This is a genomic window from Cohnella sp. OV330, from assembly GCF_900112065.1.
Taxonomy (GTDB): Bacteria; Bacillota; Bacilli; order Paenibacillales; family Paenibacillaceae; genus Cohnella.
On record NZ_FOKE01000008.1, the window covers coordinates 155,031 to 170,738 of the forward strand.

The 15,708-nt window shown below is 58.7% G+C and carries 19 protein-coding genes; 16 read left to right on the plus strand and 3 right to left on the minus strand.

Going from position 1 to position 15,708, the window contains the following annotated elements; genetic code table 11:
* Positions 1-31: 31 nt before the first annotated feature.
* The 5 genes from BM235_RS19415 to BM235_RS19435 are packed head-to-tail and all read left to right on the plus strand — an operon-like array spanning position 32 to position 3,438.
* Complete coding sequence (locus BM235_RS19415) at positions 32-436, plus strand: GntR family transcriptional regulator (RefSeq protein WP_090116069.1); 405 nt, start codon at positions 32-34, stop codon at positions 434-436.
* Positions 433-1,122: an ATP-binding cassette domain-containing protein gene (locus tag BM235_RS19420; protein WP_090115882.1), complete on the plus strand. Its 690-nt coding sequence runs from the start codon at positions 433-435 to the stop codon at positions 1,120-1,122. The genes BM235_RS19415 and BM235_RS19420 overlap by 4 nt, the downstream gene beginning before the upstream one ends.
* Positions 1,119-1,931: a hypothetical protein gene (locus BM235_RS19425; RefSeq protein ID WP_090115883.1), complete on the plus strand. Its 813-nt coding sequence runs from the start codon at positions 1,119-1,121 to the stop codon at positions 1,929-1,931. Before BM235_RS19420 ends, BM235_RS19425 begins: the two co-directional genes overlap by 4 nt.
* Positions 1,850-3,205 carry a hypothetical protein gene (locus BM235_RS19430; protein ID WP_143106706.1) on the plus strand — a complete coding sequence of 452 codons (1,356 nt, stop codon included), beginning with the start codon at positions 1,850-1,852 and terminating at the stop codon, positions 3,203-3,205. The genes BM235_RS19425 and BM235_RS19430 overlap by 82 nt, the downstream gene beginning before the upstream one ends.
* The gene (locus tag BM235_RS19435; protein WP_090115885.1) at positions 3,202-3,438 is read left to right on the plus strand and encodes a hypothetical protein; all 237 of its coding nucleotides are present in this window, start codon (positions 3,202-3,204) and stop codon (positions 3,436-3,438) included. Before BM235_RS19430 ends, BM235_RS19435 begins: the two co-directional genes overlap by 4 nt.
* A gap of 43 nt (positions 3,439-3,481) precedes the next feature.
* On the opposite strand, the gene BM235_RS19440 is transcribed toward BM235_RS19435, so the two are convergent.
* On the minus strand, positions 3,482-4,300 hold the full coding sequence (locus tag BM235_RS19440; RefSeq protein WP_255374480.1) for a YheC/YheD family protein: 819 nt from the start codon (positions 4,298-4,300) through the stop codon (positions 3,482-3,484).
* A gap of 145 nt (positions 4,301-4,445) precedes the next feature.
* On the opposite strand from BM235_RS19440, the gene BM235_RS19445 reads away from it, so the two are divergent.
* The 6 genes from BM235_RS19445 (at position 4,446) to BM235_RS19470 (ending at position 10,085) form a co-directional block, all read left to right on the plus strand.
* A complete protein-coding gene (locus BM235_RS19445) occupies positions 4,446-5,387 on the plus strand; it encodes a non-homologous end joining protein Ku (RefSeq protein ID WP_090115887.1) in 942 nt (313 codons plus the stop codon).
* Between the two features lie 3 nt (positions 5,388-5,390).
* On the plus strand, positions 5,391-6,296 hold the full coding sequence (locus BM235_RS19450; RefSeq protein WP_090115888.1) for an ATP-dependent DNA ligase: 906 nt from the start codon (positions 5,391-5,393) through the stop codon (positions 6,294-6,296).
* Positions 6,293-7,177, plus strand: coding sequence for a non-homologous end-joining DNA ligase (gene ligD, locus BM235_RS19455; protein WP_090115889.1), 885 nt, complete (start codon positions 6,293-6,295; stop codon positions 7,175-7,177). The genes BM235_RS19450 and ligD overlap by 4 nt, the downstream gene beginning before the upstream one ends.
* Positions 7,178-7,261: 84 nt before the next feature.
* Positions 7,262-8,716: an ATP-binding protein gene (locus BM235_RS19460; protein WP_158543817.1), complete on the plus strand. Its 1,455-nt coding sequence runs from the start codon at positions 7,262-7,264 to the stop codon at positions 8,714-8,716.
* 121 nt (positions 8,717-8,837) lie between these two features.
* Positions 8,838-9,785: an aldo/keto reductase family protein gene (locus BM235_RS19465; RefSeq protein ID WP_090115891.1), complete on the plus strand. Its 948-nt coding sequence runs from the start codon at positions 8,838-8,840 to the stop codon at positions 9,783-9,785.
* A 105-nt stretch (positions 9,786-9,890) separates the two neighbouring features.
* Positions 9,891-10,085 (plus strand): DUF2188 domain-containing protein, encoded by a 195-nt coding sequence (locus BM235_RS19470; RefSeq protein WP_090115892.1) that lies wholly within the window; start codon positions 9,891-9,893, stop codon positions 10,083-10,085.
* 81 nt (positions 10,086-10,166) lie between these two features.
* Here the strand turns inward: BM235_RS19470 and BM235_RS19475 are convergent, their stop codons facing one another.
* Positions 10,167-10,595, minus strand: a complete 429-nt coding sequence (locus BM235_RS19475; RefSeq protein ID WP_090115893.1) for a hypothetical protein — start codon at positions 10,593-10,595, stop codon at positions 10,167-10,169.
* A gap of 208 nt (positions 10,596-10,803) precedes the next feature.
* Between BM235_RS19475 and msrA the strand changes: the two genes are divergently transcribed.
* The 5 genes from msrA (at position 10,804) to BM235_RS19500 (ending at position 14,978) form a co-directional block, all read left to right on the plus strand.
* A complete protein-coding gene (gene msrA, locus BM235_RS19480) occupies positions 10,804-11,769 on the plus strand; it encodes a peptide-methionine (S)-S-oxide reductase MsrA (protein ID WP_090115894.1) in 966 nt (321 codons plus the stop codon).
* A 94-nt stretch (positions 11,770-11,863) separates the two neighbouring features.
* Positions 11,864-12,649: a helix-turn-helix domain-containing protein gene (locus tag BM235_RS19485; protein WP_090115895.1), complete on the plus strand. Its 786-nt coding sequence runs from the start codon at positions 11,864-11,866 to the stop codon at positions 12,647-12,649.
* Between the two features lie 180 nt (positions 12,650-12,829).
* On the plus strand, positions 12,830-13,555 hold the full coding sequence (locus tag BM235_RS19490; RefSeq protein WP_090115896.1) for a glycosyltransferase family 2 protein: 726 nt from the start codon (positions 12,830-12,832) through the stop codon (positions 13,553-13,555).
* Positions 13,552-14,796 (plus strand): glycosyltransferase family 4 protein, encoded by a 1,245-nt coding sequence (locus BM235_RS19495; protein ID WP_090115897.1) that lies wholly within the window; start codon positions 13,552-13,554, stop codon positions 14,794-14,796. Before BM235_RS19490 ends, BM235_RS19495 begins: the two co-directional genes overlap by 4 nt.
* Positions 14,793-14,978, plus strand: a complete 186-nt coding sequence (locus tag BM235_RS19500; RefSeq protein ID WP_090115898.1) for a hypothetical protein — start codon at positions 14,793-14,795, stop codon at positions 14,976-14,978. Before BM235_RS19495 ends, BM235_RS19500 begins: the two co-directional genes overlap by 4 nt.
* Before the next feature lie 68 nt (positions 14,979-15,046).
* On the opposite strand, the gene BM235_RS19505 is transcribed toward BM235_RS19500, so the two are convergent.
* On the minus strand, positions 15,047-15,685 hold the full coding sequence (locus tag BM235_RS19505; protein ID WP_090115899.1) for a DUF1796 family putative cysteine peptidase: 639 nt from the start codon (positions 15,683-15,685) through the stop codon (positions 15,047-15,049).
* Positions 15,686-15,708: the final 23 nt, after the last annotated feature.

Genomic DNA, 15,708 nt, shown 5'->3' on the forward strand with positions numbered 1-15,708 from the left:
AGGCAGAGCGATGGATAATCACGGCGGCTGGATGGAGACGGCGTTCAACACGCGAGATCCGGTATACCTGCAGGTCGTCCGGCTGTTCAAAGAACGGATCGTTACGGGCCTGCTGGCGGCGGGGGAGGCGATCCCGTCGAGGCGCGAGATCGCTTCGCTGCTCAAGATGAACCCGAATACGGCACAGCGAGCTTACAAGGAAATGGAGGAACAAGGCTTGATCGTCACGGAAGGCAATTCGCCAAGCCGAATAACGAGAGACGAAGACGTGCTCCGCAATATCCGGTCGGAGCTGCTGGGCGAAGCGGTCCGGACGTTCGTGGGCTCGATCCGCAACATGCAGGTGCCGCTCCAGGAGATTGTGGCATTGGTCCAAGAGGAATACGAATCGGATGCGCAGCGCCGGGATCGGAAGCCGGGAGGTGAAGGCGCGTGATTCGCATCGAAAACGCCCACAAGCGCTACCGCTGGCGCAAGGTGCTGGACGGCGTGACCTTTTCCGCGGAGAAGGGACAGATCACCTGCCTCGTCGGCATGAACGGCGCGGGCAAGTCGACGCTGCTGAAGGCGATCATGGGGCTAACTCCGTTGTCCAAGGGAAGCATCCGCGTCGACGGCGTCGGATCGAAGCGGGAGCTCTACGAGAAGGTTTCGTTTATCCCGGACCATGCGGCGATGCCGGGCGGCTACAGGCTCGAAGACGGCCTTCAGTTTATGGCGGACTACTATAAGAGGTGGAATGAAGCGCGAGCGAACGAGCTGATGGCATTTTTTCGGCTGGATCCGCGCGATCGCGTCGGCAACCTGTCCAAAGGGACGGCGGCCAAATACGGGCTGGTACTCGGTCTGGCTGCGGACACGGAGTTCGTGCTGATGGACGAGCCTTTTTCGGGGATCGACGTGTTCAGCCGGGAGATGATCGGCGAAGTATTCTCGAGCCGGCTGATCGAGGACCGCGGCGTGCTGGTGACGACGCACGAGATCGGCGAGATCGAGTACCTGCTGGATCGCGCCATCCTGCTGAAGGACGGCAAGGTCGCCCGCGACATCGATTGCGAGCAGGTACGGGACGAACAGGGGAAATCCGTGCTCGACGTGATGCGGGAGGTGTACCGGTCATGAGCCATTACTTCAAGCTGCTGGCGCTGGAGGTTCGCAGGTTCCGTTATATCCTGGCCGGCATGATGGCGTATGCGCTAATCGTGGAATGTCTGGCCGTGGCAAGGGAGATTCATAACTACGCAAACCGCTACGGCATCAAGGAAGGAACCCGCGAGCCTGGCGTCTTGCCCCAAACGTACTCGTTCGCGGACGTCATCGGGAATGTCCAGAGCGGTTTCGCGCTTGCCGTCGTCTTGCCGCTGGCCGCGTTGCTCGCCTACGTATTGCTCATATGGTACAGGGATTGGTTCGGGCGACATCCGTTCGCTTTCAGGCTGCTGATGGTGCCGGGCGGACGCATCTCGCTTTACTTCGCAAAGCTGACCGCGATTTTATTGTTCATTTTTTCGATGCTGGCCTGGCAGCTGGTTGCCATGGCGATTTTAAAGCTCGAATATGCGGTGGTAACGCCGGAGCTGTTGAAGGAATCGAGCAGGTTCACCGACGCCATGTACGCCAGCGAGATTTTTAAGCTGCTACTTCCGCTGCGCTTTACGCAATTCCTGATCAATTATGGCATGGGCCTGCTCGCCGTGATGCTCGTTTTTGCGGGGATCTTACTGGAGCGCAGCTACAGGATTCGAGGCATCGTTATTGCGGCGCTTTACTTGGCTCTTAACGTTACGTTGCTTGTCTTGGCGTCGATGTCCATCGAGCTTCCGCTTTACCCGTCGGAAACGGTGGCCGTGTGCTTGACGATATTCGGATTGGAGGTCGCTGGGGCGATATGGCTGAGCTTAAAGCTGATTACCGGCAAAGTGTCCGTCTAAAACGTAAGAGAATTTTTAGTTACGCGTGGGTTGGGCTGCTAGCGGCTTTTTCAATTGCTGCGCTGGCCGTTTATTACGGCTACGCTTCCGACGAACGGCTTCCGGGATTTCATCTGGAAACGATGGAGGGCGACGCTACGATTGGCTCGGCGATTCAGTTGGACGGCAGCTATGTCGGACGCAAGGGCAATCGAACGATGACGGTAGACGCCGAAGGTACGAATTACACCGACGCCAATAGGGTGGGCAGATTATTTATTTTGCCTTTCTCTAAAACATACAGCGCGGCGACTGCAGCGTTAATCAAAGAGCATCGCACATTTATGCGAGGCAAGGAATACGGTACGTTTGAACAAACCGATGACCTGCTCTTATATGTCGAGGTAGTCCCGAAGAAAGGCGAGGCAATCGTTAAGCTGTCCGTCCTGAACAAGAAAACGGAAAAGGCAGTGGAATATTCATGGGCAGCAGGCACGTGGAAACCGAGAGAGAACGTCGGACTCGCGGATCTGCAGATCGAAGGCAAGCATGCCCACTTCCTGCTAGAACGCTATGGCACGACGCAATCCAATATGCAGAGCGATCCGCAGCTTTTCGATTACGTATTCGATCTAACGGCCGGCCAGTTGATCGACACGCGAGAGATCAAGCTGCCTGTTCAAGCGGGATTTCACTTGTCGGTTGCCAATGATCGAGGGACAAGTATAAATTTGCTTCATGTCGTTCTCTTTGCTTCAAGGGAAGCGGGGGCGGGAAAAGAAGCAGGAGGCGATCAATCGACGCCTGCCGCTTCCGAAAAGGCGCAGATTATCGAATATGAACCGTTTATTTACGATTATGCCGACGGTCGATTACAACCGCTCGCTTTGACCATTCCAGTCAATATGGAGCATACGAACAACTATGTTGATGGCGATAAAATGTATTCAGTTACGATATCGGGCAATTCTACCGGATGGAGAGGGGAAAGCTTCGACATTACGGAGACGGATCTCCGAACCCAATCGGAGACCGCTGCTTACACGCTTCTTGCCTCGGAGCTAGGCGGCAAAGAGCTTCTTATGCCGAGATTCATGGACGGGAAATTTTACTTTGTCGTTCCAGGCGCGCAAGTGAACGGAGCGATGGGAAGAGTCTCTACGAAGGTGACCGTCATCGAAGCCGCGTCAGGGAAATCACTTTATCAAGGCCAGGTCGCGTACGACGGTCCGAGCAGCGAAGCTACCGCCGAGCTAAAAGATACTGTGCTGCTCAATCTGGAGCTGCGATCGTGAATCGCCGCATCGACATCCTCCGAGGCCTAGAACTCGAAGCCTACCGGATGGCATACTATTTGCTCGAGGCGGAGGAGCCGGCCTGCGAGGCGGCCAAGCGGGCGCTGCTCGCGCTCCACGGCGCGGGAGAGCTGGCGAGAGCGACGCAAGAGGAGCGCCGCAGACTGCTCAAGCGGCTCGTCATGCGCGAGGCGGTCTCGGGTTTCGGCCAAGCGACGGCCCGGGCGAACTAGCGATCAACGCAAGAAGGACGTGTCCGGACCCGGACACGTCCTTTTAACGTTTGCGGCGAGCTCTTTTCGCGGTGCGCGTCCTGCCCGCCGTTCGCGCGGCGGGGATGCGGCCGAGCGCCCGCGCGTACCGCATGACTTTGCGGTGCGTGGACTTATCCTTCAGATGCCTGAACAGATACGGATCCGGCGACGTGTTCAGCTCGATGATCCACGGACGAAGCTTGGTATCGAGGCCGATGTCGGCGCCGACCATGTTGATCTTGGGGTGGGCCCTCGCCAGCGCCCTCGCGGAACGAAGGCCGAGCGCCTTCAGCTTGCTTTCAGCTTGCCTCGCGCCGTTAGAACCTAATTTGGGCCGAAGCAGTCGGCTTAAGGCGACAGGCGTGCCTCCGTCATGATAATTCGTGACGGCCTTGCCTCTCTGGGCGACTCTCGCAATGACGCCGGTCGGCTCCCAGGCGCCGGCCGGATTTTTTTGCACCATGACGCGAATGTCGAAGCGCCTGCCGTTCGTCTTGAGCAGGTGCACGCCGCGCTGCGCGAGATACGGACGGCGCCGCTTCATCCGCGAGACGTGGCCGTAAAGCTTGTCGATGGACGAAAAGCGCTTTTTGCTTAGTCCCGCATGACAGCTATAAGGCAGCCGTTGCCCGGGCGTCCGTTCGATGCGCATCACGCCGCGGCCGCACGTGCCGGCGACGGGTTTGACGTAGATCATGCCGTACCGGTTCAGCATATTCGCGAGCGTCGTCCGATTCATCCTCCGCGTATCGGGCACGTGCGGAGCGACTGAGGGATCTCGCAGCGTCGCGACCGTTTTGACCCATTTGTTCGCGATATGCACGCCCTTGCGGTTTATCAAAGCGGCTCCCCCTCCGATCGCCATACTGTATGCTTGCCCGCCGTCGCCCGACACGGACAAGAGTTGGAAGATTCACGTCCCGCCGGCTTCGGTTAATGAATGATACCGGATCGATAGCGGCAACAATGCAAAGGGGGAGCGCGCGATGCAAACGATATGGAAGGGCGCGGTCAGCTTCGGGCTGGTCAACGTGCCGGTCAAGATGTTCACGGCCACCCAGGACAACGATCTACAGATGCGCATGCTGCACAAGGAGCTTAACGTGCCGATTCAATACCATAGAACCTGCCCGAAGTGCGAGGAAGAAGTGAAGTGGAGCGATATCGTCAAAGGCTACGAATACGAGCCCGGCCACTTCGTGACTTTCGACAAGGACGAGCTCGAGGAGATCGCTTCGGAGACTTCGCGCGAGATCCGCATTCTCGATTTCGTGGACCTGGAGGAGATCGACCCGATTTACTATCAGAAAACCTACTACCTCGCGCCGGAAAGCAACGGCACGCACGCTTACAATCTGCTCGTGCAGGCGCTGCTCGATACGCGCAAGATCGGCATCGCCAACGTCAGCATCCGCTCGAGAAGCAGCTTGGCGGCGATCCGCATCGTGGACGGCGTCCTCTCGATGTCGACCATGTTCTACGCCGAGGAGATTCGCAGCAAAAAAGAAATTCCGAACCTGCCGGAAGAGACGAAGGCGGACGAGCGGGAGCTTCAGATGGCCCGCATGCTGATCGACCAGCTCAGCGCGCCCTTCGAGCCCGAGAAGTACGAGGATGTCTACAAGGAACGGCTGATGGACGCGATCGAGGACAAGGTCAAGGGCAAGGAAGTCAAGTTCGCACCGGAAGAGAAGAAGACCAATGTCATCGATCTGATGGAAGCGCTGAAAGCAAGTTTGAAGCAGGCAGGACCGGATAAGGGACAAGCGGCCGACGCGGCCGCCGACAAGGAAGCAAACAAGAAAGAAGCGAAAAAGCCCGCGCGTAAGCGCAGCGCGACCAAAGCAGAAAAGGACGAGCCGAAGACGAAAGAGGGGAAACAGGAGGCCTCCGCCTCCAAGACGAGGACGAAGAAAACAGGGAGCTGACCGATGGAGCCATTCACCCCGATGTCTCCCGTGGCGGAGGAACGCACGCCGACGGGGAGCGCTTGGGTACACCAGCTCAAATGGGACGGTTATCGACTCATCGCCGAGGTGCGGGGCGATCGCGTCCGGTTGTATTCCAAGCGCATGCTGCCGCAAAACGATTCTTACCCCGAGCTGACGGCGGCGCTAGCCGGCCGTCCCGGGAACTACATACTTGACGGCGAGGCGGTCATTCTGGACCCGCATACCGGCAAGCCCAGCTTCCAGCTCATGCAGCAGCGGGGCAAGCTGCTCGGTGACCGGTTGGTCGAGGCCTCGGCCAGGCGTCATCCCGTCCAATATATTTTGTTCGACCTGCTCGAGGCGAACGGCGAGGATCTTCGGCGGCTGCCCTACGCGGAACGAAGGGAGCGTCTGATCCGCCTGACGCAGGGCTGGCAGTCGCCGTTTTACGTCGCGGACGAATTCGAGGACGGCGAAGCGCTTTGGCGATGGGTCGAGGCGAACGGCTGGGAAGGCGTCGTCAGCAAAAAGAGGGCGTCAGCCTACAAAGAAGGCAAGGAGCATCGCGATTGGATCAAGCGGAAGACCGTCCACCATATGGATGTCGACATCGTCGGCATCATTTGGAAGGAGGGACGCGTATCGAGCCTTGTCATGCGAAAAGGCGATCGGTATATGGGCCGCGTGTCGTCGGGGCTTAACGAGAAGGCGAAGGCTGCTCTGCGTAGGCTGCCCGCCGGCCGCTCCCGCGCCGACTATTGGGAGAGCTCGCCCGAAGGCTTGCGAGGCGCTGACGTCCGGTGGCTGGACGCGCCGCTCGCGGGCAGGGTCAGCGGCAGGGAGATGACGGATGCGGGCTTGCTGCGGCATCCCAAACTGATCGATCTGGAGGGGATTCCGCTATGAGTGCCGCGGAGAACTATTCGATCGAAGTCGAAGGCTTCGAGATCAAGGTGACAAACCCGGATAAGCTGATGTGGCCCGAAGCCGGCATTCATAAGGCGATGTATTTGCAAAAGCTCGTCGCGTTGTCTCCTTACTTGCTGCCCTATTGCAAAAACCGGTACATGACGGCCATCCGTTACCCGGACGGAGCGGGCGGGAAGGCTTTTTATCAAAAAAACGCGCCGGAGCCGTTGCCGCCTTTCGTGCGCACGGCGATAAAGGACGAAGTTCGCTATATCGTCGCGGACTCGCTGCCGACCTTGCTGTGGATGGGCAATCTCGCCGCGCTCGAATTCCATCCATCGTTCGAATACGTAGGCGGAGAGGAGCCGGCCGAATGGGTGCTCGACATCGATCCGAGCGAGGCGCTCCGCGGACGGCTGATGGAGGCGGTCTCGCTGATCGGAGAAGCGCTGGCTGGCATGGGCATCGCCTCCGTACCCAAGACGAGCGGCGCCACGGGCGTGCAAATTGTCGTCCCTGTGCGACCTGGCTACAGCTTCGATGAATTGCGAAAGGCGGGAGGTTTCGTCGGCAAGTATTTATCTGAAAAGTATCCGAAGCTATTTACGGTCGAACGGCTGATCAAAAACAGAAAAAACCTGATCTACGTGGATTATGTCCAGCATGCGGCGGGCAAAAGCCTTTCCGCGCCTTATACGCCCCGCGGGCGGCCGGAAGCGACCGTATCAACGCCGTTGACATGGGAAGAAGTGAGGAAAGGCGCCGATCCGCGCGACTTTACGCTTCATACGATCGAAGCGAGGCTCGCAGACAAAGGCGACCTGATCGCGGCGGCGCCGAAGCAGTCGCTGGAGGCGATCTTACCGTTTCTGAAATAAGTGCAGAGACTGCAATCTGTAACAATTTATGGCTATACGGTCCCGATTCTTATGATGTACACTATAAGAATCGGGAGGTGTGACATGGAGATAGGCGCGGCTTTTTTTACTAGCATCACCATCCTGATCACGTTTACGTTTTTATTTAACCTCATTTACAAATACGCGTTTCAGCATACATCGGACTACGTGAAGCAGGTCGCGATGATCGTCGGCTTTATCGCGCTAGGATGGCTTGCGATGAAGTTCGGCGTCCGGTACAACGGATCGGCCATCTTCGATCTTCGCAACGTGCCGATCATCTTCGCCACGCTCGTCTTCCGCGATCCGCGGACGATTCTGGCCATCGGCTTCGGCATTGCGCTGGCGCGATTCGGCATCAACGGGATGTCGGCGTCCGCGTTTACCGCTTTTTGCAACATCTCGACGCTCGGCATCGCCGGTTCGATACTTGTCGGCTTGTACAGGCGAAGACCGAAGTGGGGATACCCGGTCAAGGCGACTATCTCACTGTTGACGATCAACGCCCTTCAGGTCGGTGGCATCCTTGCCTACGGAGCGGTCGACCGCGTCAATTACGCCACCCACATTTTGCCTTATTCGCTGCCGGCCACGCTTTTGCTCGGCACGTTTTTTCTGTTTATCATTCGGGACTTTTTCCTCGACCAGCAGCGGGCGGTAAGGCTCAAGGAGACGAACGAAGCGCTCGAGAAGCGGACGCGGGAACTGCTCGATTCCCAGAAGATGCTGGAGGAAAAGGCGGAGCTTATCCTTCAGGCTTCCAAATATAAGTCGGAGTTCATGGCGAACATGTCGCATGAACTGAAGACGCCGCTTAACAGCATCATTTTGCTGTCGCAGATGATCGGCGAGTCCGAGGACGGGTTCCGTCCCGAGGACAACCGCCGGTACGCGAACATCATTCAGGCATCGGGCGAGCAGCTGCTGCACATGATCAACGATATTTTGGACCTGTCCAAAGTCGAAGCCGGCAAGATGGATATCGTTTGGGATATCCTGTCGCTTAGCGATACGGTCGAGCTGCTTCACCGCCAGATGAAGCCCCTGGCCGAAGTGAAAAATCTCGAGTTTCGCCTGAGCGTAGAGGAAGATGTCCCCCATACGTTGTTGTCCGATGGACTGCGATTGGGCCAGATCCTGCGGAACCTGCTCGTTAATGCCATTAAATTCACGGACGGCGGCTATGTCGCGCTGCTTGTCTCGACCGAGCGTCCGGCGAACGGAGCGGGCGACAGCCAAGTCGTCTTCACGGTGAAGGATACGGGCGTCGGCATTGAAAAGAGCAAGCAGGAGCTGATATTCGAAGCGTTCAGGCAGGAGGACGGTTCCATCAACCGCCGCTTCGGCGGGACCGGGCTCGGGCTGTCGATCAGCCTGCAGCTCGCGACGCTGCTCGGCGGGACGCTCTCGCTGAAAAGCGAAAAGGGAGAAGGCAGCGAATTTTCGCTGCGCCTGCCGATCGTGCAGGCGCTCGAGGCATCCGTATCGGCCAAACAGACGGCTGCGGCATTCGAATAGGGGGACTTGGCTAAGCCCCCTGCGCGCCTTTTTACATACCTTCGGCGGTTTGATACGCCGAGATAGGCGTGGTACAATTATAAACGCGTGTTCACGATAAATATTGAAAGAGGTGCTCGAATTGAAGTACAGAAAATTAGGGCAAACCGGCCTTAAAGTTAGCGAGATCAGCTTCGGCAGTTGGATGACCTACGGCCACACGGTCGGCCAAGACACCGGCGCGAAGCTGGTTGACCGCGCGTTCGAGCTAGGCATCAACTTCATCGATACGGCCAACGTGTACGAGCAGGGAGAGGCGGAGCGCATGCTCGGCGAAGTGCTGCCCCGTTATCCGCGGGAATCTTACGTGCTGGCGACGAAGGCTTTTTGGCCGATGGGTCAAGGACCGAACGACCGCGGCTTGTCCCGCAAGCATGTGTACGAGCAGCTGAACGCCAGCCTCAAGCGGCTGAAGCAGGATTACGTAGACATTTTCTACTGCCATCGCTACGATCCGGACACGCGTCTCGAGGAGACGCTGCGGACGATCGAAGATTTCGTGCGGCAGGGCAAGGTGCTGTACGTCGGCGTGAGCGAATGGACTGGCGCGCAGATTCAAGAGGCGCTTCAGGTCGCGGATAAATACCTGTTGGACCGGATCGTCGTCAACCAGCCGCAATATAACATGTTCTATCGGAACATCGAGAGCGACGTGCTGCCGGTCAGCGAGAAAAACGGGCTGTCTCAGGTCGTATTTTCTCCGCTCGCGCAAGGCGTATTGACGGGTAAGTATCGGCTTGGACAAAATTTGCCGTCGGACAGCCGAGCGGCGGATCCGAAGACGAACATGTGGATCAAAGGCTTCCTGACCGAAGCGCATCTGCAAAAAGTCGAACGGCTGGACGCCGTCGCCAAGGAATTGGACCTGTCGCTGTCGACGCTTGCGATCGCCTGGATATTGCGGCACGAGAGCGTGGCCAGCGCGCTCGTCGGCGCCACGAAGACGTCCCAGCTCGAAGAAAACGCGAAGGCGTCCGGCGTCTCGCTGTCGCAGGAGACGATCGAACGCATCGAGGCAATCTTGGCCTGATGCGTTCTGCCAGCCGGCTGTCACGCCGAGCGATACAGCCGGACTGATTCATCCCGCTCGCGATCGTCCAAGTTATTAGTAGACGATCCGACAGGAGGAATGGCTATGCCTTGGGACAAAGACGACTATCCGGATTCGCTTAAAAACTTCATGGCGCCTGTTCGCAACAAGGCGATCGACATCGCCAACGAGCTGCTGAAGGACGGTTACTCCGAGCGCCGGGCGATCTCGATCGCCACCGCCAAGGCCAAGGAGTGGGGCGAGGATCACGACAAGCAGATTCGCAAAAAAGGGCATTGACAAACAAGGGAGCGAACGTCCGCGAAGGACGGTTCGCTCCCTTGTTTGTCATCGGTCCGTTCAACCCGGCGCGGCGCCGTCTCACATCTTCAATCCGCCCATGAGCGGCATGATCGTCTTGATCATGTCCATGCCCATCTTCATAAGCGGCAGCGCCTTCTGCATGAAGCCCATCAGGTCGTCGAGTCCGCCGAGTCCGCCCAATCCGCTGCCGAGGCTGACGCCGCCGGCGCTGCCGGCGCCGGTTCCGGGTGCTGCGGCCTCCGCTGCCGGGACAGCGGGTGCCGCCGCTGCGCCCAAGGCGCTGATTTTCGCTTTTTGCCAAGACCGCTTCGCCGCCTGCGGATTCCACTTTTCCGATCCGCGTACGCCGGAGAGCGTGAGCTCGCCGCCTTTGATATCTCCGATCAGCCCGACGTAGTACGTCCCGTCCTTCATCAAAATGCACACGGGCTGGCCTTGGTAAGCCTGCAAGCTTTTGCGCGTCCGCGCGTTCGGCCGAACCGCCATAGCCGATCACCTCCTTTATTCGACGGCTCGAATCGTATAGGATAACTTTATACGGCATTCGATCCGTCTCCGGTTGAACGCATCGCCAGACGCTAGACGGCGACGGCGTTTTAACTTTGCTTCCTTCATGTTATGCGCGACGTACGGGATAGCTTGTGCATCTAACCATACCTGCCGGCGGTAAAGGCAGAAAGAAAGGGGATTGCCGATGACAGAGGAAGAAGCAGGCCTTCCGGCGCTCGCGACCTTCGCAGGCGGATGTTTCTGGTGCATGGTCAAGCCTTTCGACGAGCTGCCGGGCATCATCAGCGTCACTTCCGGGTATACGGGCGGCCACACCGACCGTCCGACCTACGAATCGGTCGGCAGCGAGACGACGGGCCATGCGGAAGCGGTGCAGATCGCCTTTTTTCCGAACCTGTTCCCGTACGAGCGGCTGCTCGACATTTTTTGGCAGCAGATCGACCCGACGGACCGCGGCGGTCAGTTTGGCGATCGCGGCAGCTCGTACCGGACGGCGATCTTCTATCACGACGAAGGGCAGCGCGAGCTCGCCTTGGCGTCGAAGCGGGCGCTTGAATCGAGCGGACGGTTCAAGTCGCGGATCGTGACGGAGATCGTGCCCGCCGGTCCTTTTTATCCGGCCGAGGAAGAGCATCAGCATTATTACAAGACGCACGTGCGGCACTACAAGCTGTATGTCGAAGGGTCCGGCCGCGAGGACTATCTCCGCCGCGCCTGGCGGACCAATCAGGACGAGGCGAGCCTTCGGCGCAAGCTGACGCCTCTGCAATACGAAGTAACCCAGCACGGCGCGACCGAGCCGGCATTCGACAACGCGTACTGGAACTTCTATGAACCCGGCATATACGTGGACATCGTCACCGGCGACCCGTTGTTCGGTTCCGAGGACAAGTTCGACTCGGGGACGGGCTGGCCCAGCTTTACGAAGCCGCTGCACGAAGGCTTGGTGCGAAGGGAGGCCGATTATAGGGGAGGCGCGGTACGTACGGCGATCGCGAGCCGGCTCGGCCGTACGAGACTCGGTTATTTGCTTTACGACGGACCGGGGCCCGACAAACTCCATTATCTCGTCAATTCGGCGTCGCTCCGCTTCGTGCCGGCGAGCGGGCAAGCGAACGCGGCAGCGCTGAAAGGCGATCGTTTCAAATAAAACGAACAAATGTTCGATAAAAGGTTGTAAATCCCGACGCGTCCCTTTAAAATGGAAAAGTATACGATTCCAATAGATGGAAAGGGCCGAAGACATGAACGTCCGATATGCAGAGATCGACGAGGCGATCGCCTACATTCATCAGAATTTGGACGAGCCTCTGCCGTTGTCGCGCCTCGCCCGTCACGTCGCTTTCAGCTCTTATCACTTCGCGAGGATTTTCAAGGAACGGATCGGCCTTCCGCCGCTGTATTACGTATCGTCGCTGCGCCTGGAGCGCGCCAAGGACCTGCTGCTCAACTCGAATCTGTCCGTCCGGCAGATCGGGCTCGAGATCGGACAGCAGAGCCTCGGCACGTTTACGACCCGCTTCACCGAGCGGGTAGGAATGACGCCGGGGGAGTTCCGCCAGTCCGAACCGGAGGCCGCCAGATACATGCGCGCGCTTCGCGAGCTGTCCGACTGGCAGGATCACGCCGCTGCCTCCGAGCCGGGAGGCATGCAGGTGAGCGGCACCGTCGTCGCCGACGAGCCGTTCGACGGCGTCGTGCTGATCGGCTTGTTCGCCAAGCCCATTCCCGAGGGGATGCCGATCTACGGCACGTTGCTGCCCGGGCTCGGCAGGTTCTCCTTCAGGGGCGTGCGGCCCGGCGTCTATTACCTCATGGCGACTTCGGTCGCCTGGGAGATGCAGGTCAAGGACTTTCTGCTGCCGCAGCGGACGCTGCGCACAAGGTCCAGGGCGCCGCTGTTCGTCGGACCGCTCGGGGAGCCATATCCGCAGCAGGTCAAGCTGTTTCCGCCGCGGCCCGACGATCCGCCGATCCTCATCTCGCTGCCGGTGCTCATGAATCAATTTTTAAGCAGAATGGGCAAATAATCGTTCAAGCTGGAGAGCGAAGCTTCGCGTACGCGCGAAGCTTTTTTTTCGTCGATTTAGGCGATTGCGACGGGGCGACTCATCCATGCGCGTATGGACGATCCGCAATAAGATATACGACGGGCGCCTCGACTGCTTCTCGGACCGTCCGGCCAATCGCCCTTCGAAAGGAGAATCGGCTTGCCTCCCATCGTGACCGTCGTCATTCCCTTTTACAACGACCCTTATATAAACGAAGCGATCGACAGCGTGTTGGCGCAAACGTACCGGCCGATCGAGATCGTCGTGGTCGACGACGGCTCCTCGCGGCACGCGGATCGCATCTTGCCGGCTTATGCCGGAAGCGTACGCTATATCGGCAAAGCGAATGGTGGAACGGCAAGCGCCTTGAACGCCGGCATTCGCGCGTCCACCGGCGAATATATCGCTTGGCTCAGCTCGGACGACCGGTTCAGACCCGACAAAATCGAGCGTCAGCTCAACTATATGCGCGAGCGGCACGCCAGGATCTGCTGCACGGACTTTGCCGTCATCGACGGGAGCGGTACGGTCGTCGACAGCCGCTACGGTACGCCATACCCGGACGGGCTCGCGCTCATGCGCCTTCTTGCCACTACGAATGCGATCAACGGCTGTACGGTCATGATGCGCAAAGACATCTTCGCGATCGTAGGCGAATTCAACGAATCGCTGAGGTTTACGCAAGATTACGATTTTTGGGCGAGGACCGTACTGAGCGGCATTCGCATCGACTATCTGGCCGTCCCTTTGACGGAATACCGGATGCACGGCGGGATGGGAACGGTTCAAAATAAGCCCGGGCTTATGGCCGAGTATGACGGTTTGCGCGCTTTTTACGGTCTCAGGATCGCGAGCTTGTTCGCGGAGGGAGGGACTTTCGGATGAAAATCCTGCTGGCCACCTACTGGCTGCTTCCGCATGTCGGCGGGGTGCATGCGTTCATGGAGCAGATTCGCAAAGCGATGTCGCTGCGCGGCCATCAAGTGGACCTGTTCGGACATAGTCCGGACTATAAAAGTTACCATATGTACAGCGACGGACGGACGTTCGAGAAGGCGCACGTCATGCCGATGATCGAATCGAAGCTGAGCGCCGCGACATCCGCGCCTTACTTGAACGATCCGGTCATTCGCCAATACGAGCTCGACCGCTACTGTCTCGAGCTCGCCGTCGCTTTCTTCGGCTTGAACGAATACGACGTCATCCATACGCAGGACGTTTTTTCCGCACGGTCTCTGGCGCGCGTCAAACCGAGGCATACGCCGCTCGTCGCGCATATTCACGGCTCGGTCGCCCATGAGCTGCGCGCGCATTTCCGCGATCACCCCGAGCTCGGCATCGGCGAGCAGTCGCCGGCTTGGCGGTATTGCCATGCGATGGAATATTACGGCGCCTCTTCCGCAGACATCGCCGTCACGGCGAATCAATGGATGAAAACGATTTTGACCGGAGACTTCGGCGTCGATCCCTCGCGCATCGAAGTATTTCCGTACGGCCTGGACACGGAGACTTTCCGCGCCAGAAGCATGCTCGCTACGCCGATAAACAAGCCGCCGGGCAAGAAGGTCATCGCTTGCTCCGCGCGTCTGACGTTCGTTAAGGGGATCGACCTTTTAATCACGGCGCTCGCCCAGCTCAAAAACGTACGGCAGGACTGGGTCTGCTGGCTGATCGGCGACGGCGAACTGAGGGGCGACCTGGAGCGACAGGCCAGAGCGCTCGGTCTTCAGGACGATATCGTATTTTGGGGCTTCAGACAGGACGCGCCGGCGTTGCTCGCCATGACCGACATTTTCGTCCATGCCTGCATTTTGGACAATCAGCCGATCTCCGTCATCGAGGCGCAGCTCGCGGGAACGGCCGTCGTCGTATCCGACGCGGGGGGGCTGCCGGAAATGGTCGAGCACGGCCATACGGGGCTCGTATTTCCGAGCCGCGACACCGGCATGCTCTGCGCCTATCTATACGACCTGTTGGAGCATGGCGCCTATCGCGCGCGGCTCGCGTACGCTTCGAAGAAATGGGCGGAAGCCCACTGGTCGATGGACGCGATGATCGAACGGCTTGCGGACGTATATGAAAGGGCGGGACGAATCGCTCAAAGCGGAGGGAGGGGAGTGCCGTGAAGCCCGACGAGATCGTCGTGCCCGGCGTGATGTACGCGGGATTGTTCGACCCCGCGGCGGCGCCCGGACCGGATATCGCCGTCAACTACGCGGTGTGGAACCGGATTTACCATGCCGTGCCGGACGGCTACAGGCTGCCCGACTTGCCTGTCGCGACGCTGCGGCTGCCGGGCATCGGTTAATAAACGCAAAAAAGCTGCGATTAGGCCATAGACGGCCATCGCAGCTTTTGCGCGTTACGAAGCGCGGATTAAAGCGATTCCTTAAACGCGATGCCGGACAGCATCCTGTCCCAATAGGGGTTGTTGCCTCCCCAGATGACGTCCGGGTGTCCGGGCAATTCGACCGTACAGACGCGTTCCAAAGGCCAATCGGTCTCCGTGAGCGTGTCCACGTCGGTATGATTCACGAGCAGAACGCGGTATTCGTGCCGGACGAGGCCCGACAGCACGCTTTGCAGGCCGATCGCTTCCTCCATCGATCCGCCGCATCGAACGAACAACAGCCGCCTAGCAGACGCTGCTTTTTCAAGCAGGCGAGCCGCTCTGCGTTCGTATTTGATTTTGACGGCAGGGTGATCCTCAAGCAGCTCCGGGGAATTGCGATGGACGAAAAAGTCGTGGTTGGAGAAGGCGTTGTATACGTTTTCCTTCACCAAGAACAGCTTGTCGCTCGCATGCTGCACGTACGTCAGATGATCGCGGTCCATGAAGCCTTCGAACCGGTTCGCCACCAGGCGGTTCACGTCGGCCAGCTGCGGCGTGCTCATCCAATCCAGCGGTCCAGCGAAGGGCCGGAGTCCGCACCGCTCGAGCTGGATGGACGACAGGCATAGTTCGCCCAGACTGAAGATACCGTCGTAGTCCCCTTTAATATCAGCTAATCGCATACGCGTTCGCCTCCCGGTTAACA